Source organism: Formosa algae (assembly GCF_001439665.1).
GTDB lineage: Bacteria > Bacteroidota > Bacteroidia > Flavobacteriales > Flavobacteriaceae > Formosa > Formosa algae.
The window spans coordinates 151,034-174,865 of the sequence record NZ_LMAK01000078.1 but is presented as its reverse complement, the minus strand read 5'-3'; the positions used below and the strand labels follow the sequence as shown (position 1 = coordinate 174,865).

The window sequence follows — 23,832 nt, the reverse complement described above, 5'->3', positions numbered from 1 at the left end:
GAAATTTTAATGAATTTTAGTGTCAATCTTTAAGACGATATTGAAAAAAGACGTGCTTTAAGCAAGCTTTGTATGACTAATTTTACGTTTAATGCCTTTTGAAAATTTTATAATGTATAGGAAAAGGAAGAATATAGGGGCGGTGTTATGTAAAGCATTGAAGTATTAACACATGAAGTTTTATGGCGGGAAGTTTGCTAATTTATTACAAAATGGATTTTATTTAATACAGTACATATAGTGGGGCCGTGTTTATAAGCATTCACCATGTATAAGTCAATTATATTCTATTTTAAAATCTGTAGTGTATTACCTTTTGAGTTAAAAAATAAAAGCATAAAAAAACCACCTCAAAAAGAGGTGGTTTAAGTATTTAATGACTAATTAAATATTACTTGGGATCGAAATCAGTAGATTCTAACGAGCTATAGTTTTCTCCTCCTGAGACTTCTGTTGAGCCTCGTACAGTTATTTTTAGAAACCGCTAATAAGCTTAGTTCGTATTTATAACTGTTTGTTATAATTGTTATACTCACATTAAAAGTGATGCCTAGTTTTGGTCAGCGTCAGTCATGTAAGGGTTAGCATCAATTTCTGATTGAGGAATTTTGTGAATCCAGTCATCATTTACTGATGGTTTATCTTGTATGAAACCATCTCCGTAAAGTGTAAATGAAGCACCAGAGTTAGTTTGGTCTATACCTTCATCCCATCTTAAGTTATCGTGGTAACTAAATCCTTCACCCCATAACTCAACACGTCTTTGCCATTTAATTTCATCCATTAAAGACGCTTGATCTGTAAATGCTGTTTTATCAAAAGCGCTATCTCTAGCAGAACCTAAAACATCTAATGCGTCTTGTGCTCCTGCAACATCATTTAACATGGCTTTTGCTTCAGCTTCAATAAGAACCATTTCTGCAGATCTCATATAGATAACATCATCTGGATCGATAGAACCTGGATTCTTTTGTTGAAACTTCACATTCATGTAAGGGTGTGTGTTATGAGCAGTTGTAGCGCCATATTTTTCGATGATCTCAGACCAAGCAGCCCAGAAATCTTCTTCATTATCATAATTAGGATCCGTTTCATAACTTCCTCCTTGGTCGTTAGACGCTGCAGAGTTAGTGTTAGGTGCTAAAGGTAACCATGCTTGGTTTCTGTAATCTGTGTCAGGAATTCTGTCGTATAATTCCTTACTAATTAATTTTGGATTACTTCTGTTTAAACTTCCGTTGAATGCAAATGCAATAAAGTAGAAGTATGATTGGAAGTAGTTTGTTTCAGTGTCAATAACTTGTCCACCCCAAATAACTTCAGATAAATCATAAGAGTTAAATCCAGATAACCAATCAGATTCGCTTAATAATGGATAACCATCTCTTGCTAAAGCAGCACTTTCTGCAGCAGTAGCCCAATCTCCTTTAGATAAAGCTATACGCGCTTTAATACCGTAAGCAGCATTTAAAGAGATGTTTGATTTGTTATCTGCAGCACTCGCATTTTGTAAATAAGAAACAGCAGCATTAATGTCGCTTTCCATTTGTACATATACTTGTTCTACAGTTCCACGAGGACCTCCTTCGTAAGGTGCACCTGCTTCAGTTAAAACAGGAACTCCAGGATCTGATGATGGTGTACCATAGATATATCCTCTAGAGAAACTAGTTACTAATCTTAAATATGCCCAAGCACGGTAAGCGTAAGACTGACCTAAGATTTTATTTAAATCTTCTGTTTCTGTAAAATCACTTTCTGCAACTTTATTGATAATTGTGTTTGCCGTTTCTACAAAGTGGTAACGTTGAAACCATAAGTTAAAATTTGTAGTAGAACTTGGGTTTGTATGACTAGTCCATTTTAAATCAGAAGTCATCCAACCATTACCTGGCGATGAATGAATAGCGTTTCCTCCAATCGCATCAAAAGATGGGATAAAGTAACTCTCTCCAGATCTACTAGAAGTAGCGCCTTCTAAAACGTTTTGACCGTACATCATTCTATGAAGCCCATTTAAAATAAGGTCCATATTTTCTGTACTTGAAAGTGCTGCCTCTTCTGATATTGAATCTGTAGGTACAGTGTCAAGATAATCTTCACTACAGCCTACGATTACTACCATTGACATGGCAAGTAGTAATAATATTTTTTTTCGTATCATTTTGTGTATGTTTTAATTTAGAATTATATAATTTAAAAAGCGACGTTTAATCCAATCGAGATTACTCTGTTTGGGTTATAGTCATTTCCAGAAGGTGTTCCTGCAAGATTGTATTGAGGGTTTAATCCTTCTCTCTCAGCAAACATAAATAAGTTTTCTCCTGTTACAAATAATCTTAATTTATCTAATCCTATTTTATCGATAGTATTATTACTTAAGCTATAAGCTAAATTTACATTTCTAATAGATAAGTAAGACGCATCTGTTAACCATCTTGATGATAAGCTAGGCGATAAATCTGTGTTTGAGTTCTCTAAACGTGGTACGTCTGTAATGTCTCCTGGATTTTTCCATGCTTTAAGTGCATCTGGATGTAAAGATGCTCCGTAGGTTCCTGAGTGCATCATATCTGCATAACCATAATCTAAAATATCTCCTCCGATTTGGTAAGATAATAATACGTTAAGTTCAAAGTTTTTGTAGCTAAAGCTGTTAGAGATAGAACCAATTAAATCTGGTACTGCAGTAGCACCTACATAACCTTTACCAGCATCTGCCCAACTATTAGTTGTAGCATGAGTACCATCTTCGTTTAATACAGCAACACCTACTTCGTCACCTACTTCTTCGTACATGTAGAATAATGCGTCTCCATTACTAGAGTCTACACCTGCATAATCGTATAAGTAGAAATCAAATCTAGAACGTCCAGCTTCCCAACGTTTAGAACCATCAATAAAAGGGTCTGGAAGGAATGTAATTTCATTTTTTAAAGTAGAAGCTTGTAAGCCTAAGTTCCAAGAGAATTTATCTGATTGTACTATGGCTGCATTTATGCTAATTTCAAAACCTTCGTTATATAAATCACCTATGTTATCTGGAGCTTCAATTTGTCCTTCTGAAGCAGGGATTGGCACGTTATATAAAAGATCTGAAGTTGTTTTCTTGTAATACTCAAAAGAACCAGATATACGGTTGTTAAATAAACCATATTCTAAAGCAACATCATAACTATCTAAAGATTCCCACTGTAAATCTGCATTTCCAGTTGTGTCCCAATAAATACCAGGCTCACCTGCGTTAGAGTAAATAGCATATAATGGTTGAGAGATGTAGTAAGATCCTAATTGGTCATTACCAACTTCACCGTAAGAAGCTCTTAATTTTAAGCTATTAAAAACAGAGTTTTGCATAAAGTCTTCTTGGTCTATTCTCCAAGCCCCACCTACAGAGTAAAAAGTACCCCATTTGTTATTTGTAAATACAGAAGATCCATCTCTTCTTACAGAAGCACTTAAGTAATATTTATTACCAAAGTCGTAGTTTAGTCTCGCTAAATAACCTTCTAATTTATAGTCAGTACTACTACCTGAGGCATCTAACACTACAGAGAAGTTATCTAATTCATAAATTCCTGTTGCAGTTTGTGTGCTTTTAAAAGCTCTGTTTGAAGAATAGTTTCTACTAAAACTTTCATGACCTGCAGTTAAATCAAAATTATGCTCACCAAACGATTTGTTGTAAGATATAATTTGATTAAAGTTTTCTGTAGTTCTTTGGTATCTGTTGTCATCGAATCTACCTGTTGGAGCACCATCACCAACTTCTGCATTTTCGTAACTTTGGTTTACACCATCTTGGTAATCTTGACCATATATAAAGCTAACTTTAAGTCCGTCTAAAGGTTTAAAGTCTGCATTAAATCTGTATCCGTAATTGTCTGTAGTTGTAAGTTCATTATTTAAAATTGCTTCTTCTAATGCATTACGTCCTACACTTGTTGGTCTAGATGGTATGCCTAAAGATGCAACACTTTCACCACGATCCCAAATTACATCTCCTGATTCATCTCTTAAAATAGCACCTGTAGTAGGGTCTAATAAATACGGAGAATAAATAGATCCCATGTTTTTAGCAAAAGCAAATACGTTTGCTACAGATGTACCTCTAGAAGGAGGTCCATGAGACTTTTCGTTAGAGATATTAATATTACCACCTAAAGATAACCAGTCTGCAGCATCAAAAGTACCGCTTAATCGGCTAGTTACTCTTTTATAGTCACTTTCTATAACATATCCTTTTTCGTCTAAGTTAGACACAGATAAAAATACTGAGTGTTTTTCACCCCCACCAGATACGTTAATAGAGTTACTAGATCTAGATCCAGTTCTTTCTAAAGCACCGTACCAATCTAAGTCTTCTGCGATAATTTGTGCGTTAGGGTTAAAGTTTCCATTAACATCTACAATCTCGTCGTTAGCAACATTAAAAGGATTACGTCCTAAACGGTTGTAAATAGATGCCGAAGCTTCTATTGCAGCAGCTTCGTCACCACCTAAAGCATTCTTGTAAGATTGCCACATTAATTCGTAGTACTCTCCTGGATTAACAGCATCGTATTCGTTAATACCTTTTGTAATTACACCGTATTGGCTAGTTGCATTTACTGTAATTCCGCTACCTCTTTTACCTTTTTTAGTTGTAATGATTACAACACCATTTGCAGCACGAGATCCGTAAAGTGACGTTGAAGCCGCATCTTTAAGAACCGTCATAGATTCTATATCGTCTTGGTTTAATGTTCCTAAACCACCTTCAAAAGCAATACCATCTACAATAAAAAGTGGATCTGTATTACCATTTAAAGTACCAACACCTCTAATTACAATACTAGGAGAAGATCCTGGTTGTCCAGAAGATGATAAGAATTGTACTCCTGTAACTTTACCTTCGATTGCTCCAATAGGAGAACTTAACGGACGTAAGTCTAAATCTTTAGTACTTACAACTCCTGCAGATCCTGTAAAAGCTTCTTTTGTTGTAGTACCATAAGCAACAACAACAACTTCTTCAAGAGATGTTGCATCTTCTTTTAATACAACATCTATGGTATTAGACATACCTAGTGTAATTTCTTGAGAAATAAATCCCATGAAACTATATTTTAATTTGCTGCCCGCACTGGCTTTAATAGTATAGTTACCATCAAAATCTGTAGAGGTTCCAGATGATGTTCCTACAACTGAAATAGTAGTTCCTGGTAACGGTAATCCGTCTTCTCCGGTAACCGTACCTGAAACTGTTTTTTCTTGTGCAAACGTTAATTGCACAACAAACGCTAGAAATAGCGTTAGAATACCACGTAACTTTGTTTTCATGTTTATTTTTAATTTGAATTAGTCTAATGGTGAAAATCATAATTATTTGTTAATAACACAATAATATTTAACTAAAAATTAAGGTTTATGTTGCTTTTTGCAGAATAACTAAAAAGTCTTGAGTTTTTAATGTATAATAAGGTAAACTGTTGATATTTTTTATAACTTAATAAAGAAACATCCTTTGTTATAACCGAAACGACGCAGATTTTTCGCGTTTTTTGCTTAAAACGGATGCAATTGTCTGTTTATTTAACACGTTTTTATGTGTAAAACGTCAGTTTTTGGATTATTCGGCTTTTAAGTTAACGATTAGTTAACAATAATACACAAAATTAATGTTGTGATTAGTTGAGAAAAAGCTTGTATTTACTGATGCTTTGGTCTGAATTGCGCTCTAAAAATGCTAGAATATGTTTAGGGTTTTTAGAATTATGAAACATGCATTTTTGAAAATTAGTTGCTTTTTATTGTAGGAAGATTGAAAATTTAAAAAAAGACTTTATTGCACAGTTAATGCCGATTTAATTTACGGGCAGTTTGGAATAGTATTTTGTCAGGTTATACAGTCAAACTTTTTTCTTCTTTAATTTGTATAAAGACTGAATCTTTTGATATATAGAGTCGGTTTTTTTATAAAATGAAGTTGAACCAATTTTATAAAGTCACTGAGGTTTTATTTTCTGAATGAGTATTATAAATAGTTCCTTATTTTAACAATGCTTAATTGTAATGCATAAACATTAAAAATAGATTTATAGAATGTAGTAGTGTATTTTTATGAGAGTAGGAGAGAAGTCTACCTACTAGCGACGTTGTCTTAACGCTTCATATAAAAAGGCACCACAAGCAACAGATACATTTAGCGATCCAATTTCTCCTAATAAAGGTAGTTTTGCTTTTGCGTCTACTAATTTTAATACTGAAGGATTTATACCTTTACCTTCTGATCCCATAATTATTGCGCAAGGTTCTGTAAAAGAAACATCGTACATTAAGTCTTCTGTTTTTTCTGTGGCAGCGATAACTTTTATACCAGACGCTTGCATGTAAAACATGGCATCTTTAATATGGTCTACTTTACAAATGGGCATTTTAAATACTGCACCAGCACTTGTCTTAATGGTGTCTCCATTAACAGGAGCTCCACCTTTTTTCTGAATAATTATACCATCTACACCTGTGCATTCTGCAGTACGAATAATAGCTCCAAAATTTCTAACATCGCTTAATTGATCTAGCAAAAGAAATAGTGGTGTTTTTCCAGATTCGGTGACTTTAGTAACTAACTCTTCAATATCCCAAAATGTGATTGGAGCAATTTGTGCGACTACACCTTGATGATTTTTAGAAGTAAGTTTATTTAATTTTTCTACAGGAACATAAGAGAAGTTTATACGTTGTTTACGTAATACACTTTCTAGTTCATGAGATAATTCTCCTTTCAATCCTTTTTGAACAAATACCTTGTCGATATTTTCTCCAGATTGAATAGCTTCTATTACCGCACGAATACCAAAAATTTGAGTCTCTTTTTCCATGCACCAAAAGTACAATAAATTATGTATTTGCAATTAAAAATATTGGGCATAAAAAAACCACTTCAAAAAAAGTGGTTCTGTAATGATAAAAAAACAGCCGACTAATAATACTATTAGTCGGCTGCTTATAAAATAAACTCTTATTAGAATGAGTAACTAATTAGTTAACATCCCAGAATAACTTTGTTGTTTGTGCATCTCCACCAATAGCAGTAGAAGCAGCAGACCAGTTAGATTCATTTAAGTTTTGCTCGTTTACAGGGTAAGTGTAACGTGTTGGAACTGGATTTCCTGTGTTAACTGGTAAGTTAAATTCAGGAGCATCGTAAGTTCTCCAAGCTGTCCAGCTTTCAAAACCTCTATTATACATTGCTAACCACATTTGTGTACCAATAGATGTTTTCCAATCAGAAGCATCGTAAGCAACATCTGGTTGTGCTAAATAAGCATCTACACCATCAACTCCCCAGTCATCGAAATTAGCTGTAATTGCAGTATTGTAGAAATTTTCAGCAGTATCACCTACAGAAAAACCTCTTTGTGCTGCATCAGCTAAGAAGAAAGATACCTCAGAGAAATCTAATAATACTCCTCTAAATTCAGGGTCGTACATGTCGTCTCCAATATGTGTGTATAAAGAATATGTGTTGTTATCTCCGTAAGGTCCTCCTTCGTAAACACCAGAACCTAAGTTGTCATCGAAAAATACAGAACGTCTAGGATCATCTAAGTCGTTCATGAAATCTACGATAGTGTTAGCAGCAACAAAATCTGAACGTCCAGATTCAACTAAATCTTCCCATAAAGGGTTTGTATTAGGGCTAGTTGCTGTGTAAGCGATAGTTGCGTTATCTGCGTTAGATGTAAATACACCTGCAGCTACTGCAGATTCTATAGCCGTTTGAGCTGTTGCAGACATTCCAGGAGCATCTACAATACGAGAACCTATTCTTAATTTTAAAGAGTTAGCAAATTTAGACCAAGCAGAAACATCTCCGCTGTAAATGTTGTCTAAACTAAAACCAGTTCCAGATAAGTCAGCTATTGCTGAATTAAGACGAGAGATTAAATCTTCGTAAATAGTTGCAGCATCATCATATACTGGTAAAGGGTAAGTTGTAGCATCTAAAGCTTGAGTATAAGGAATATCTCCAAATGTATCAACTAGTTGTTGCCAAGTATACACTTCTAAAATTTCGATTTGAGCAACTTGAGTTGCCATATCTTCAGCAGATAATTCTGTATCAGCTTCAGTGTATTCTTTAGCTGTTTTTAAATCTAAAAGGACATCTCTATATAACTCAGACCAATGGTATTGAGGAATTGTTCTTCCCGTTAAGTCGTAGTTAGACTCATCGATATAGGTTGTTTCTGTCCAGTTTTGAGCAAGTAGTCTGAAAACATTTACGTTAACACTGGTACTTGTCATTTGGTCGAATAAACTTACAGTAGCAGAATTGAAAAGAAAAGACGCTTCTACTTGTGTTGGGTTTTTAGGATCTTCGTTATAACTTTCGTATTTCTCATCAGACATACAAGATGCAAGAAGTACAAAAGAAATTGCTGTAATAAATATTTTTTTCATGATTTTTTCTTGTTTTAGAACTGTAATTTAACACTTGCACCAACTTCTCTAATACTTGGGTATGCACCAGATTGGTATCCTTGAGCATTACCAGAACTTAATCCTGCTTCAGGATCTGAGTAAGGTACGCTCTTGTCAATAATCCACAAGTTTCTACCGATTACAGAGAAAGTAACTCCTGTAAATGGTAATCTGTCTAAATCTTTTAAGCTATAGCTAAAAGTTGCTTCTCTAAGTTTAACATAACCAGCATCGTAAACGTGTTGTGAATTTGCTGCTCTAGCATATCCCCAAGGGTTAGCATACGTGTTAGCTTCTGCTCTTACAGTGTTTACAGAACCATCTGCTTGCACACCTGGTAAAATAACTCCACCACCATCAGCTACAGAGTTTCTTACTGGGTTTCCTAAATCGTTTGTTCCTGCAGTAAAGTCATAAAGACCTGTTGCATAACCATACCAAGTATCAAGAGAGAAAACATCTCCACCTTTTTGCATGTCGATTAAGAAACTTAAGTTAAAGTTTTTGTAAGTAAAAGAGTTATATAAACCAGCTTTCCAGTCAGCGTTAATATCTCCAATTACATTGTTACTTGTACTTGTTCTAACGTAATATCCGTTAGTTCCTACTATTGGTTCTCCGTTTTCATTGTATGTTAAATCTGTACCTCTAATTGTACCGTAAGCTTCTCCTGGAGTTGCGTTAATACTAACACCACCTTGGAAAGAAGCTAATTCTAAATTGTCAATACCGTCTGTTAATTCTTCTACTAAACTTTCGTTTTTAGACCAGTTAACATTCATATCCCAAGTAAAGTTTTCTGTACGTATAGGAGTTACATTTAATGTTACTTCCCAACCTTTGTTAGAAATTGTTCCTGCATTAAGTAATGCTGAAGTATATCCTGTAGAGTTAGATAATGGTACACTTGTAATTTGGTTTTCGTTAAGTGCATCGTAATATGTTACATCAAAACCAAAACGTTTTTGAAAGAATTGCATTTCTAAACCAATTTCCCAGTTTGTTTGTTCTTCAGGTAATAAATCTGGATTTGATTTTGCACTAGGGTTAGTTGCGATACCACCGTTAAATGGTGTTCCAATTGCGTACGTATTAAATACATTGTAAGCATCTGTATCGTTACCTACTTTACCGTAGTTACCTCTTAATTTACCAAATGATAACCAATCTGCTTCTAATAACTGAGAGAATATTAAAGATCCAGTTGCAGACCAATAATCATAACGGTTGTTGTCTATTGGTAAAGAAGAAGAACGGTCTGTTCTATATGTTCCTTCAATAAAGGCAAAGTTATCGTAACCTAAACTTGCTTGAACGTATTCACCATCTACAACTTTAGTTGCATCATATTCAGAAGGTGCTTCAATAGAGTTTACACTATTAGATAAAGCATAAAGACCTGCAAGGTTTAAACCTCCATTTGTTACGGCATAAATGCTATTCGTATTGTTTTGTCTTAAGTTAAAACCAGCAATACCAGAAAGGTTTATTTTTTCTGTTAAATCTTTATTGAAAGATAACATTAAATCGTAGTTGTATTCAGATACATTTCTGTTGTAACGAGAGTATTCAGATACATCTACAGAACCTACTGCGATTCTTTCTTCTTGTAATTCAGAATAAGTATCAAAAGTAAAACGACCTAAAACACTTAACCAATCTGTAATTTCATAATCTAAAACTACATTACCCCAATATCTGTTACGCGTGTCAGTTTCGTAGTTCTCGTAACGTGTCCAGTAAAAGTTATCTGAGTAGATAGGAGAGGTGTCTGAAACACTGTTAGAATTCCAAGTTATGTTTTCACCTGTACTAAAGTAAGCATCTTTTTGCTCTTTTAAATCAACGTTCATTTGGAACCATTGTCTAAACTGTTGCATTGGGTTTTTAGAATCGTAACCTGTTCCGTAACGTCCTTTACCATCTGTTTTACTAAAGTTAAAGCTTGTAGAAGCAGTAAGTTTTTCTGTTAAATTTAAAGATCCGTTAAAAGAAATGTTGTTTCTTTTAATTGAAGAGTTAGGTAAGTTACCTTCCTGCATCATGTTTGTATAACCTAAACGGAAAGTTCCTTTTTCGTTACCACCAGTTAAATCAACAGAATTGATTAAAGTAGAAGATGTTGTCCAAACTGTGTTAGGATCATTTTCTGCAGCAACCCATGGTGTAGCTTGTTGGTAAGTATCTAATCCAGGATAGATAGAGTTCCATTGGTAGATTAATCTGTCTGGATCAAACTCAGCACCGTAAGATGCATCTTCTGTAAATACAACAGTTTCATCAAGAATACCATCTCCATTTACATCTACTAAGTCAAAATATCCATCACTACTAGAGTAATATGCACCGTAACCAGCACCATATTTTTTCTGGTAAGTTGGTAATGTTTCTTTATCTGGTGTACCTACAGTAACACTAGAGTTAATAGTAACACCAATACCTTTTTGTTTTTTACCTTTTTTAGTTGTAATCATAATTACACCATTCGATGCTCTAGAACCATATAATGCAGATGCAGCAGCACCTTTTAATACGTTAATAGACTCAATATCGTCTGGGTTAATGTCAGATGCAGCGTTACCATAATCGTAACCACCACCACCGGCTTGTTGCGTTGAAGAGTTAGAGTTTCCGTTATCAATTGGAATACCATCTACAACAAATAAAGCTTGGTTGTTTCCAGCAACAGAACTGTTACCACGTATTACTACGTTTGTAGAACCACCAATAGTACCTGAAGGTTTAATGTTTAAACCTGCAACTTTACCTGATAAAGAGTTAACGAAGTTTTGAGCTTTAACCTTAGAAACGGCTTCACCATCTACTTCTTGACTCGCATACCCTAAAGATTTTTTCTCTCTCGAGATACCTAAGGCAGTTACAACAACTTCATCAAGTTGTGCTAAATCTTCTTCTAAAGTCACATCGATAGTTGTAGAAGCTCCTACAGTTACGGTTTTCGTCTTATATCCCATAAAAGAATAAGATAAGATTTCGCCCGTAGCACTTGTAATGGAGTATTTACCATCAAAATCTGTTTGGGTTCCATTTGTAGTACCCTTTACTATAATGTTAACTCCTGGAAGAGGTAAACCGTTTGGGTCTGAAACGGTCCCTGAAATTGCCTTCTCTTGTGCAAACGTAATTTGCACGACAAACGCTAGGAATAGCGTTAGAATTCCACTAAACTTTGTTTTCATTTTATTTTATTTGAATTAGTCAATGACCAAATTCATAATTAATAGTTAATAAAACAATAATAATAACTTAAAGTTTGGATGTTTTTGTGTTTTTTGAGGAATATCTAATATTTCGAGTATAAATAATAAATATTTAAGTGATTTCTCAATGAATTTTTAAATTGATAATATTTTAAGAGTTCCAAACCCCCCGTTTTATGGTGTTTATTATTCGTTTTAGCCTTTTTTGACACGGTTGTCATTCTTTTTCGACCCCATTTTGGCTGCAAGATGTCTAATTGTAACATTTTTATGTGATTTGCTTAACCTTAAATTAACATTTCTAAGGTGTTTTTTAGTGTTTTTAAGCACAAAAAATCAAAGTTGAATAATATTGGTTTGCAGGTCTGTTTTTTGATCGTTTTTGGGGTTTTAAATGTGCTCGGATTTTTGAGTTTATTTAGGCTATTTTATATACTTAATTTTGAGTGATTAATTTGTCTTAAAAATAGGTGTTTTTGAATTTCTTAACCAAGAATAGGAATGAGGTTGTTGCCCTTGGTTTTTTGTTTTAAATGTAGATATAAAAAAAACCACCTTGTTAAAGGTGGTTTTATCATATTTAAATATGGCTTTTAATTAGTACGCTTGTACTGTATAAATGTAACCATCTTCAATAGTTATAGTAGCAATTGCATAAGTTCCAGAAGTAGAATCTGTATTATATGCATTTAATGTTATAGAACCTGTCACTGAATCAAAGTAATCTTGGCTCCAAGAGAATGTAATTGGTACATCTATTCCTCCTTCATATACATATAATGGGTTGTCGTATAAATCTACAACTACATAGTAAAATCCATCAGGTAAACCTGACAATGTAGCTGACTCTGGACAAGATCCTGTTGCTGCATTATAAAATCCTACATCAGTTAGAGTTTCATCATAAATAAGAATATCAAAATCCATAGCACAGAAATCTAATACTAAATCTGCTCCAGTACCTACAGATCCGGTGAAAGAACCTTCCCAAGTTAATTGGAAATCAAGTTGATCATTAATGTAGTCGTCATCAATTGTAATATCAATTGAGTAATCGTTAATGTTTAGGTTCGCTCTAGATTTAGCAGTTAATTCTAAAGTTTCAGTACCTTCTACATAAGCGTTACTAAATACAGTAATGTAACCCGTTCCTGTTGTGTTACCTGGACTTACAGTAATAGATGATGTTTCGTAATCTTCGCTATCTGCTTCACCACCTGTTTGAATTAAATCAATAATAGTAGTTGCTGTTACAGCTTCGTTAAGTGTTACAGTATAAGGAATGGTGTAATCACCAGATGTGTGAATATCAGATTCGCTTACCGTATAAGATTGTGATGCTGAAGATACCGTTGCTCCAACATTAGTATATTCTATTAGTGATTCTCCTGTATGGTCGTCTCCATCTTCACAAGATGTAAACACTATACCTGATAAAGCCAATAGACAAAAAGTTTTATATATGTTTTTCATAATTTATATGTTAAAGTTTTAATTCTACTATGAATTATTTTCTTACGTATGTAGACGTATATGCACCAACACCAAAGAACGCATCGTTGTGTGTCATTTGTAGTATTCCTGTTTCTTGATCCCAAGTTCCGCCAGTAATACATCCAATACCATAATCTCCACCTTCACAATAGTCAGGTCCTCCTGCAGTTGTAGAAGCATCAACTATACCTCCACAAGACACTGCAAAACTACCAAAGTTTTGTAAAGTTGTGTTTGTTGTACAATATTGTAATAAACCACCATCTGCTGTTGAAGCGTACCATGTACCATCAGAATTTTGTGAAATTTCAACTTCTACTTCACTACCACAAACAGAGTTTGTCATGGTGTAAGTTCCGTTTAAATCGTAAGAACAGTTAATAGCTAAAAGAAAACGTCCCATACTTGTGTTGTATGTATATACAGATCCGTCTGTTTTAACCACTTTAATAATGAAGCTAAAAGAATCTCCAATTCTTAAATCTGCAACATCTAATCCTGTTCCATCTACAAATTCTTCAATAGTAGTATATTCTACACTAAAAGGTAAACTTTCTGAAGATCCGATTAAAATTTCTTCACCACCATTAAGCGACTTGTAAGCTTGAATACTTTCTACACCTTGAGAAAAATCTCCAGATTGCTTAGTAACCACTAATGTTAAATAACTTTCAGAGAATTCAATAGAAGCTTCGTCTAATTCTTTTCCTGATTCTGGAGAACCTAATAGTGCGCCAGATGAGTAGTTAGATACATTAACAAGAACACCTGCTTCTCCTTCTGTTTCTACTACAGTGTCTGTATCAGTTTCCTGACATGATGTAAAACTAAGTACACTTAGCATTACAAAACATATATATAATAAATTTTTCATTTTTTTCATTTTAAATTAATTTTGCCACCAAAGTTCTGTTACTAAAGTATCTCCACCAATTGCATCTGCTGCAGCTGTGTAATTTGCATTATTAAGAGATTGTTCTGCTCCAGGATAATTATAACGAGATGGAATACTAGGTTGTACAGCATCAATTGCTAATGGTAATTCTGGGTAACCTGTTCTTAAGTATTCTGCCCAAGATTCATTTCCTTGCATATATAATGCAACCCATTCTTGCTCTGCTATTTGTTTTAAACCTGTTGCTCCTCCGCTATAGAATAACGATAAGCTACCTGTAGATACTCCATTGTCTAAACAAGACGCTGTAATTCCTTCAGCATAATATGTACTTGCTTCACCAGAAATATATCCTTTTTCAGCAGCTTCAGCCATTAATAGTTTTAGTTGAGCATAGCTCATAAAGTAAGCTGGTTGCGTTGCTTCTAAGTATTTTTCACCAATTAAAGACACGTTGTTAGAGTCTCCGTAAATAGTTTCTCCAACATTAGCGATTCCTGCAGGTTTACCAACATATCCATTTCCAGATCCGTTTCCGCCAACTTCTTGAGCGTATACAGCAAGTCTTGGATCGTCGCTAGCTAACATATAGTCTACAAGGCTTTCTCCTAAACACCACTCGTTAGTACGACCACCATCTACTAAGCCTTCAAAATAAGGGTTTGCATTAGGGCTTACCGATAAGAACGTTAAAGCAGCTTGGTCTGTGTTGCTTGTGAATAAAAGACCTGAATCTACTAAAGCTTGTAATTCTGATTGTACGTTAAATGCACTTGCGTTTTTAGACACACGCATTAAAACTCTAAATTTTAAAGATGCTGCAAAACGTTTCCAAGACATATAGTCTCCAGCGTAAAGTAAATCTTGACCGGCATCAATAGTACCTGTTCCGTCTAATAAAACCATAGCATCATCTAGCATATCTAAAATACCAGCATATACAATTTCACTATCGTCGTAAACAGGAGTAGTGTTTCCTGTAGTTGAAGCTTGACCTGCTTCTGTGTAAGGAACATCTCCAAAAGTATCTGTTAATAGTTGGTAGGCGTAAGCTTTCATAACTAAAGCAATTCCTTGCATATCGTTATTTCCTTCTTCTTCAGCTAAACCTTGCATTAAGTTAGCATTGTTAATGTTTGATACGTAAAATACGTTCCAGAACGTTTCAATACTTCCTTGTCTTGGTATATATAATTCACTATCGTTATATACAGGTTTTCCTAAGTGTTGTACCCAACAAGAGGCCGCTTCTCCCGCTAGGAAGTAATTTTGAACTTCATTTGCAGACGATCTTAATATCCCTGCTAATAATAAAGTACTCGGTACTGTGGCAGGATCGTTTGGATTTGTGTTTATCTCCTCAAAATTCGTGTCACAACTAGTGTTCATTACCAACATTGGTAATATAGTAGCTAGTAAGAATATATATTTAAGTTTTTTCATTTTACTTTAAGTTTTAAAATTTAACATTTAAGTTAATACCAATACTACGTGTAGAAGGTACTTGAGCGTACTCTAAACCTTGTGCTCCAGTACTGTTACTAAATGCAGATTCTGGATCGATGTTTGGTGTTTTCTTGTATAAAATAGCTAAGTTACGTACTGTAACACCTAAAGATAATTGATCAACTCCTGTTTTAGCCCATTTCTTTAATGGGAAGTCATAGAATAAAGCTAATTCTCTCCACTTCACAAAAGAAGCGTCGTATACTGCAGATTCTCCGATGTTAGAACCATACACAGTTCCGTAATACGTAGATGCAGTTTGTACGATATCGTTAGCAACCCATCCGCCGCTACCGTCAGATTTTACACCTTCACCAATAATACCAGTTTCTCTTCCTGGTAATGTTTCGGCTAGTACACCAGCGTAGTTACCCCAGCTGTTTGTTTGAGAATAAATATCTCCTCCCCATTTCACATCAAATAAAGTAGAGAATCTGATGTTTTTGTAAGACATGTCTATATTTAAACCTCCAGTCCAATCTGGGTTAATGTTACCTAATACTTGGTTTGTTGGATCTATAGTTGGTAAACCATTACTGTAAATAATAGCTCCATCATCGTTTCTTGCAAAAGCAGGACCGTAAATTGTACCTACGGCTTCACCTTCATTAGCTTGGATATCTACATTCCAAAGTCCACCTAAAACAATACTTCCATTGTTTGTTGTTGGATCATCATCAATATCTTGAGCTTTGTTTCTGTTACGTGCAAAGTTTGCAGAGAATCCTAAATTGAATCCGTCACCATCATTTCTAATGATATCGGCACCTAAAGTAACTTCGTAACCTTTGTTAGTTAATGTTGCTGCATTGTCCCAGAAGTATAAGTTTCCTGAAGCTCCAGAAATTTCTTTTGCCATAATAACATCAGACGTTTCTTTGTCGTAGTATGTAAAGTCTACACGTAAACGATTAGAAAAGAATCTTGCATCAAAACCAATTTCAAATTCTTCAGTAGTTTCATTTTTAATGTTTGGATTCCATAATGTAGTAGGAGAAGAGGCTACAGGAGTTGTTCCCCAAGCTGTACCAAATGTATATGCTGGTTCTAAACTGTAAGGTGATAATGGTCCTGAACTACCTACTTGTGCCCAACCTGCTCTAAGCTTTAAAAATGTATTATTCATATTAGCTATATCACTAACAATAGCACTTAAATTAGCACCAGGGTAGAAGAAGCTGTTTTTTGTTGATGGTAATACAGATGCCCAGTCATTACGTCCGGTAAGATCTAAAAATACCACATCGTCGTAAGAAAATGAAGCGATACCAAATCCTGAATTAATTTTTTGATCTGTTTGAGACTGATCTAAACTTGGTGTTACACCATCTCTTGTGTTAGAGATATTATATACATCTGGTACTTGTAATTCTGAAGCTGCCATGTATAAACGGTGATAATTATTTACCATTGTTTGTCCTCCAAGGCTTAAACTTGTATTGAATTTTTCAGTAATATCAATATTATAGTTTAAAATCGCTTGACTGTTAATTTCGTAACGTGTACGTTGTGTTTCTTCATAAGACCCTCTAGTACTTTCGTATGTACCAAATGCTCTTCGTTTAGTATCTAAAGAAGAGAAATAATCGATACCTGTTTGAGCAGTAAAGCTTAAGTCGTCTGTAATTTGATAAGTAATATTTATGTTACCTAATAATCTGTTTCTATCAAATGTATTTGTGTTTGTGTCTAAAGCCCAATATGGGTTGTTGTTGTATGCTAAGTTCCAGTTAATTGGAGTAGCTGTGTCAGATCCAGCAGCATAACCTAAAGGAAGATTTTTCCAATCTTTTAAAGCTTGGAAATCAACATTACGTCCACTCCATACTAATTGACCGATTTGGTTGTTCGCATCTCCATATCCTAAAGAAGGTAAGTTGCTACTTTCTGTTTTAATATAATTTACAGACATTCCTGCACTCCACTTATCAGATAAATCGAAATTTAATTTACCACCTAAGTTATATTTTCTTAAATCTGTATTGTATATAATACCTTTTTGATCTGTCATACCCAAAGAGATTCTACCGTTATAACCGTCTCCACTTTTAGAAAAAGCAATGTTGTTATTAGTTGTAATCCCTGTTTCGTAGAAATCTTTAACATTATCTGGATGAGATACCCATGGTTTAGCTTCACCATCAAAAGAATCCCATTGAATAAATTCGTATCCAGCATCTAGAGGTGCTCCCCAACTTTCGTCAATTCCACCGTCTCCAGTTACACCATCTACGTATTCAAAATATGTAGTATCAAAACCTTGTCCGTAAGAGTTTTGGTATTCTGGTAATACATAAGCGTTTTCAAAACTAACACTACTAGAAATCTCTATTCCTAATTGGGTAGATTTAGTAGTTCCTGATTTAGTTGTAATTACAATTACACCATTAGCACCACGCATACCATATAAAGAAGTTGCGGCTCCACCTTTTAAAACGTTCATAGATGCAATATCGTCTTGGTTAAGATCTGCTATACCGTTTGGAGTACTATTACCTCCATACGCACCAGAATCACCATAACTTGTATTGTCCATAACAACACCATCTACAATAATTAAAGGTTGAGTGTTTCCACTAATAGAAGAGATACCACGAATAACAATTCTACTTTCAGAACCTACAGCTCCAGAAGCGTTTGTTACGTTAATACCTGCGACTTTACCACTTAAAGAGTTTACAATGTTTGCATCTCTTACAGTTGTAAGTTCTTCAGAAGATACAGATTGAGAAGAATACCCTAATGCTTTCTCTTCTCTTCTAATACCTAATGCTGTTACTACAACTTCGTCAAGCTCAGATAAGTCTTGAGCCATTGTTAAGTTTAAGGAGCTAGATGCGCCTACAGTAACTGCTGTTGTTTTGTAACCCATGAAAGAAAATGATAATACATCTCCGCTTGCTGCAGAAATAGTATAATTACCATCAAAATCGGATTGTGTACCTTGAGAGGTACCTTTAATAATAATGTTAACCCCAGGGAGAGGTAGGCCGGCTTCGTCTGAAACAGTCCCTGAAATTAATTTCTCTTGTGCAAATGTTAGTTGCACAACAAACGCTAGAAACAGCGTTAGAATTCCACTAAACTTTGTTTTCATTTTTATTTGATTTGAATTAGTCGGAAACTAAAATCTTAATTAAAAGTTAATAAAACAATAATTATTCCTTAAAATTTGGAAAATATTAGATTTTTTGAAGAGAAATTAATAAAACAGCTACGAAATAATTGATATTTTGAAAATACAGCAATGTTTTTTTCAACTTCATAATGCTTTTTTTAACATAAAAAGTTGTTTTTTTCATTTATTTAATTCTGTAAATTAATTATTGACACGATTGTCATAATTATGTTAAGTTATTATACTATATTATATAGTAATAAATATTATCTATTTAAATTTTTTAAATATGTAAAAAAGAAAAGCCTTGTGTAACATGTACACAAGGCTTTAATAACATTAACCATTTATATATAATCTAACGTTTTTGTTTAGATTAGTTGATAAAAGGGTTGTTTTGTATTTCTAATTGAGGAATATCTAAAGTCAATCTATCATCGTCTGAAGAAATTGTTTGACTTGGGTAAGTAAGGTGGTTACTACCTAAGGTAATATCTGAATTGTTACGTTTCATTAATAAGTAACTTTTTCCTTCACCCCAAAACTCGATACGTGTTTGTAAAATGATTTCATCTAATAATGCATCTCCGCTTAATTGGTCTACATAAGATGTGTCATCTAAACGCTCATCTAATAACGCTTTAAGTACAGATATTGCAGTTGCTTCGTCTCCAGATTTTGCTGCAGTTTCTGCGTTTAAAAGGTACATTTCATCTATACGCATGTATAAATAATCTGTTTCAATGTTACGTTGTCCTCCTACAACTCTGTCTGGAGCGTAGAATTTATTGATTGGGTATAATTGACCATCTCCATAGGCATTCACAAACTGTCCTTTTCTAACATCGTTATCAGGAATTGCAGCATATAATTCGTCGTTAATAATTTTAGGATCTCCAGCCCAAGCATAGCTATATGTAAATAAATCTACTTGACCCCACCAAGATACTAAGTCTAAGTCTGAAGCAATAGTAATGTCTGTACCCCAAATCCAAGCACTAGTTGTAACATCGTTAAATCCGCCAACAGCTTCTGTTTCGCTAACAATGCTAGCTCCAGAGCTTAAAATAGCGTCTGAACTTGCTTGTTTTGCTAAAGCATTTTCTCCCATTGCAGCGTATGCATAAGCTAAAAGTCCTTGTGCTACTGTTTGGTTGATGTAAGATTTAGAATCTCTACTAAATCCATCTAATCCTTCAACAGCATATGTTAAGTCTTCAATAATAAGTGCATACACGTCTGCCGTAGTACTTAACGGTTGGTTGTCTTGAGATAAAGATGTATATATAGGTAAAATTTCTGCAGTAGCATCGTAAGATGTAGAGAATAAGTTTGCTAAGTAAAAGTAAGCATAAGCACGCATAGCACGAGCTTGAGCAAAAGAATAGATTGCATCTGTACCAGCTTCTAATTCTGCATCGTTTCCACCGTAACCATCAATTACAGAGTTCGCTCCATTTACAATACGGTAATAGTATCTCCATGGTTTGTAGTTGTCTGTATCTGTAAAGTCGATAGTTGATTGCATTTCAGAAATACCTGAATACCATCCGTAGTTTAAGCCTCCAAGAACCATATCTCCGGATAACATGTCTCCGTAAATATCGTAACTTTTCTGACCAAAATCATCATGATCTAAATCTGTACCACCAGAACCGGTTACGTACATGTTTTCGTAATTACCTCTTAAAATCGCTTCTGATAATTCTGGGTAATCTGGTGAAATTTCTGCTATTTCTTCATCAGACATAAACTCTGATGGATCTTTTTCTAGGAAGTCATCACTACAACTTACCGCAGTAGTTAACGAAACTCCTAATAGTATATATATTATTTTCTTCATGTTTATTATTTTTTAGAATCTTACATTAAGACCAAGAGTAACTGTTGTTAAAGGAGAGTAGCTATATGTGTCTGATACTCCAGTTTCTGATGCAGAAGGATTAAATCCGTCTCTTTCACTCCAAAGTGCTAAATTGTCTCCAGTTAATGATAGTGTGAAGTTAGACATACCCATTTTCTTAACAAATGTTTCTGGAATAGAGTAAGCTAAACGGATGTTGTTTAAGCTTAAGTAGTCTGCTTTAGTAATAAATCTTGTAGATGTAGCATTTACATTCTGATCTAAATTACTTGATAATCTTGGGATATCTGTAATATCTCCAGCTTGTTGCCATCTGTTTCTAATATCTGTATGCCAGTTGTTACCACCAACTTGAGTGTTGCTCATTAATCCTGCGTAAACAGAATCGTATGCGTAACCACCAATAGAGTATAAGAATTGTACGTTAAGTTGGAATCCTTTGTAGCCTGTAGCGATATTGAAAGCACCTCTTACATCTGGAAGGATAGATTTATTTACGAATTTTTGAGTTGCATCTGAATACGTTGTTGTAGTTGTTTTAGATACTTCTCTGTCTGGATAAAGTGCTTCGTATTCTGTTAAAGATGAAATACCTTCATCGGTGTCTACAACACCGTTACCGTTTCCATCATAGAAGTATTGGTTCCATTGTGCTTCTCCAGTTTCAGAATTTACACCAGCCCATTCACGTACATAAAAATCGTAAATAGAATGTCCTTCTGCTCTACCATATCGACCACTAATGTCTAATAATTTTTCTTCTCCTGTAGCAGGATCGATAGGCATACGTGTTAATTCGTTTGAAGTTATTTCTCCGTTAACGCCTAAATCAAGATAAAAATCTTTGTTTTTTACAAGGTGAGCTGTAAGATCAAATTCTAATCCAGATTCTCTTAGAGCCCCATCGTTTACTTGTACTAAAGCATAACCTATAGATGCTCCTACACGTCTGTCAAAGATTAAATTGTCTGTATCTTTAATGTAGTAATCTACACTAGCATCTAAATATTTTCCTAAAGAAAATTCTACACCAGCTTGGAACTGATCTGAAACTTCCCATTCTAAATCTGGGTTTCCTTTAGTATCGAAAATTAACGTAGGTTGGTCATCTAAATTACCAACAGTATATAAATCGTTTCCAGAGTAGTAATCTACACCACCTTGATCTCCAACTTTACCGTAACTTGCTTTTAGTTTTAAGAAACTAAAAATGTTTTGGTTAGACATAAAGTCTTCGTTAGACATAACCCATGAAGCACCAACAGATCCAAATGTTCCCCATCTGTTTCCGTCTTCAAATCTTGAAGAACCATCACGTCTTAATGTTCCAGATACAAAATATGTATCGTTATAGTTGTAATTTACTTGTCCAAAGAAACTTTCTAAAGAATAGCTTTCAGTATAAGAAGACATGTTAGATTGTACAACAGCATCGTTAAAGTCTGTACTGTTAGGATCTGTTAAATAAGATTTAGAACCAAATAAGTATTCTCTTTCCCAGTCGTTAGCTTCGTGTGCAACAAGTGCATCAAAAGCATGGCCGTTAAATTTTTTCTTATAGGTTAACATATTTAATAAGTTGTAAGAAAAAATATCTGTTCTTTCTTTGTAGATAGATCCGTTTTGAGACGCGCTTGGTCCGTAGTATGGTCCGTCTTGGCTATTGAAATTACTGTTTTTGTAGTTCCATCCAAATTTGTTAATTAATTTGAAATCATCGTTAAACGCAATATCAATACTTGCATTACCATTTAATTCGTGAACAACATCGTTAGAGATAGAGTTGTGTGCATCACTAATGGCATTTGTTAAACCACCAAATCCACGAGTTTCACCGTAATCGTATACATAACCACCGTAATATGGGTCGTCAATTTTGTTTCCGTCATCATCTCTTAAGAATAGAGGATAGATAGATGGAATATTGTCTACAAACCAGAATACAGAACCTGAATCTTCAGACTGTCCACCATTATTAGTTTCAGAATTCGTGTAACCAATATTAAGATTACCAGATAACCAATCTTTTGCTTGGTGATCTATGTTTGCTCTTACAGAGTAACGCTCGAAGTCTGAGTTAATAGAATATCCAACATCGTTTAAATATCCAAAAGAAGTAAAGTATCTTGTTTTGTCTGAACCACCACTAATTTTAACGTTAGCTTCTGTTCTGTTAGATTCTTGGAACGCGTAATCTTCCCAGTTTTCTGGATCGTATTTACGTGTCACACCATCCATTACTTTTCCAGTAGTAGGATCGATTAAATCTGCACCACTATCTACATTCCACATATTGTATTCTGTAGCAATACCAGTACTACTAAATAATAGGCTGTTAGCATATGCTGTACCATCGTAACCTAAAAGGCTACCTCTGTTTTTAAGAGCTTCGTAGCTTGTTTCAATATATTCTTCTGGAGAAGAGATAGTTGAGTAACGAGGTAAAGCACTAAAGTTCTGACCTGTTTTTAAATCTATTTCAATTTCAGAATTGTTTTTAGATCCTTTTTTAGTGTTAATTACAATAACACCATTTGCTCCTCTAGAACCGTAGATAGCTGTTGCAGCGGCATCTTTAAGGATAGTAGTCGACTCAATGTCGTTAGGGTTAATTGAGTTCACAGAACCTGTAAAAGGGATACCGTCCAACACGTATAACGGATCTCTGTTTCCGTTAAGAGAACCAAAACCTCTAATACGCACTGTTGCATCTTCACCAGGTTGTCCGCTAGTGTTAATTACACGTACACCTGCAGCTTCTCCAGCTAAAGCTTGAGAAACGTTAGATACAGCTTTACGCCCTAATGCTTCACTGTCAATTTGTGTTGCTGTACCTGTAAAAGAACGTAATGTAGATGTACCATATCCTACAATAAGAACTTCATCCAGTTCAGCCAAATCTTCTAATAAAGTCACATTAATTGTGGAAGAAGCTCCAACCAATTTTTCTGTTGTTTTGTAGCCCATAAAAGAAAAAGATAATGTGCTACCTGTCTCTGAAGAAATTGTATAATTTCCGTCAAAATCTGTCTGAGTACCTTGAGAGGTGCCCTTAATAACAATGTTAACCCCAGGGAGAGGTATACCGTTTTCATCGGAAACAGTCCCCGAAATTAGTTTTTCTTGTGCAAAAGTAAACTGCACAACAAACGCTAGGAATAGCGTTAGAATTCCACTAAACTTTGATCTCATTTTTAGTAATTTTGAATTAGTCGGCGGCAAAACTCTTAATTAATAGTTAATTAAACAATAAATAATCCTTAAA

Annotated in this window: 11 protein-coding genes; all 11 read right to left on the bottom strand. The window is 34.5% G+C overall.

All coding sequences use genetic code 11. The features are described from left to right. Positions 1–550 precede the first annotated feature (550 nt). The 11 genes from AST99_RS17515 to AST99_RS17465 all read right to left on the bottom strand — a co-directional run bounded on the left by AST99_RS17515 (position 551) and on the right by AST99_RS17465 (position 23,759). The gene (locus AST99_RS17515) at positions 551–2,164 is read right to left on the bottom strand and encodes a RagB/SusD family nutrient uptake outer membrane protein (protein WP_057783994.1); all 1,614 of its coding nucleotides are present in this window, start codon (positions 2,162–2,164) and stop codon (positions 551–553) included. A 32-nt stretch (positions 2,165–2,196) separates the two neighbouring features. Then, positions 2,197–5,322, bottom strand: a complete 3,126-nt coding sequence (locus tag AST99_RS17510; RefSeq protein WP_057783992.1) for a SusC/RagA family TonB-linked outer membrane protein — start codon at positions 5,320–5,322, stop codon at positions 2,197–2,199. A gap of 806 nt (positions 5,323–6,128) precedes the next feature. After that, a complete protein-coding gene (gene rlmB / locus AST99_RS17505; protein ID WP_057783990.1) occupies positions 6,129–6,863 on the bottom strand; it encodes a 23S rRNA (guanosine(2251)-2'-O)-methyltransferase RlmB in 735 nt (244 codons plus the stop codon). 160 nt (positions 6,864–7,023) lie between these two features. Continuing rightward, on the bottom strand, positions 7,024–8,448 hold the full coding sequence (locus AST99_RS17500) for a SusD/RagB family nutrient-binding outer membrane lipoprotein (protein WP_057783988.1): 1,425 nt from the start codon (positions 8,446–8,448) through the stop codon (positions 7,024–7,026). Between the two features lie 14 nt (positions 8,449–8,462). Next, positions 8,463–11,669 carry a SusC/RagA family TonB-linked outer membrane protein gene (locus tag AST99_RS17495; RefSeq protein ID WP_057783986.1) on the bottom strand — a complete coding sequence of 1,069 codons (3,207 nt, stop codon included), beginning with the start codon at positions 11,667–11,669 and terminating at the stop codon, positions 8,463–8,465. A 618-nt stretch (positions 11,670–12,287) separates the two neighbouring features. Continuing rightward, the gene (locus tag AST99_RS17490; protein ID WP_146035161.1) at positions 12,288–13,163 is read right to left on the bottom strand and encodes a hypothetical protein; all 876 of its coding nucleotides are present in this window, start codon (positions 13,161–13,163) and stop codon (positions 12,288–12,290) included. A 34-nt stretch (positions 13,164–13,197) separates the two neighbouring features. Next, on the bottom strand, positions 13,198–14,058 hold the full coding sequence (locus tag AST99_RS17485) for a hypothetical protein (protein WP_146035160.1): 861 nt from the start codon (positions 14,056–14,058) through the stop codon (positions 13,198–13,200). Between the two features lie 15 nt (positions 14,059–14,073). Further along, positions 14,074–15,522, bottom strand: coding sequence for a SusD/RagB family nutrient-binding outer membrane lipoprotein (locus AST99_RS17480; protein ID WP_057783979.1), 1,449 nt, complete (start codon positions 15,520–15,522; stop codon positions 14,074–14,076). Positions 15,523–15,535: 13 nt separating this feature from the next. After that, a complete protein-coding gene (locus AST99_RS17475; RefSeq protein ID WP_057783978.1) occupies positions 15,536–18,682 on the bottom strand; it encodes a SusC/RagA family TonB-linked outer membrane protein in 3,147 nt (1,048 codons plus the stop codon). A 397-nt stretch (positions 18,683–19,079) separates the two neighbouring features. Continuing rightward, complete coding sequence (locus AST99_RS17470) at positions 19,080–20,546, bottom strand: RagB/SusD family nutrient uptake outer membrane protein (RefSeq protein ID WP_057783975.1); 1,467 nt, start codon at positions 20,544–20,546, stop codon at positions 19,080–19,082. Positions 20,547–20,558: 12 nt separating this feature from the next. Continuing rightward, entirely contained in the window at positions 20,559–23,759 is a 3,201-nt protein-coding gene (locus AST99_RS17465) for a SusC/RagA family TonB-linked outer membrane protein (protein WP_057783974.1), read from the bottom strand. Positions 23,760–23,832 lie beyond the last annotated feature (73 nt).

What these genes read in the sequence shown, in the direction of transcription:
- AST99_RS17515 (WP_057783994.1), bottom strand. Translation starts at nt 2,164, where the DNA reads ATGATACGAAAAAAAATATTATTACTACTTGCCATGTCAATGGTAGTA.
- AST99_RS17510 (WP_057783992.1), bottom strand. Translation starts at nt 5,322, where the DNA reads ATGAAAACAAAGTTACGTGGTATTCTAACGCTATTTCTAGCGTTTGTT.
- rlmB (WP_057783990.1), bottom strand. Translation starts at nt 6,863, where the DNA reads ATGGAAAAAGAGACTCAAATTTTTGGTATTCGTGCGGTAATAGAAGCT.
- AST99_RS17500 (WP_057783988.1), bottom strand. Translation starts at nt 8,448, where the DNA reads ATGAAAAAAATATTTATTACAGCAATTTCTTTTGTACTTCTTGCATCT.
- AST99_RS17495 (WP_057783986.1), bottom strand. Translation starts at nt 11,669, where the DNA reads ATGAAAACAAAGTTTAGTGGAATTCTAACGCTATTCCTAGCGTTTGTC.
- AST99_RS17490 (WP_146035161.1), bottom strand. Translation starts at nt 13,163, where the DNA reads ATGAAAAACATATATAAAACTTTTTGTCTATTGGCTTTATCAGGTATA.
- AST99_RS17485 (WP_146035160.1), bottom strand. Translation starts at nt 14,058, where the DNA reads ATGAAAAATTTATTATATATATGTTTTGTAATGCTAAGTGTACTTAGT.
- AST99_RS17480 (WP_057783979.1), bottom strand. Translation starts at nt 15,522, where the DNA reads ATGAAAAAACTTAAATATATATTCTTACTAGCTACTATATTACCAATG.
- AST99_RS17475 (WP_057783978.1), bottom strand. Translation starts at nt 18,682, where the DNA reads ATGAAAACAAAGTTTAGTGGAATTCTAACGCTGTTTCTAGCGTTTGTT.
- AST99_RS17470 (WP_057783975.1), bottom strand. Translation starts at nt 20,546, where the DNA reads ATGAAGAAAATAATATATATACTATTAGGAGTTTCGTTAACTACTGCG.
- AST99_RS17465 (WP_057783974.1), bottom strand. Translation starts at nt 23,759, where the DNA reads ATGAGATCAAAGTTTAGTGGAATTCTAACGCTATTCCTAGCGTTTGTT.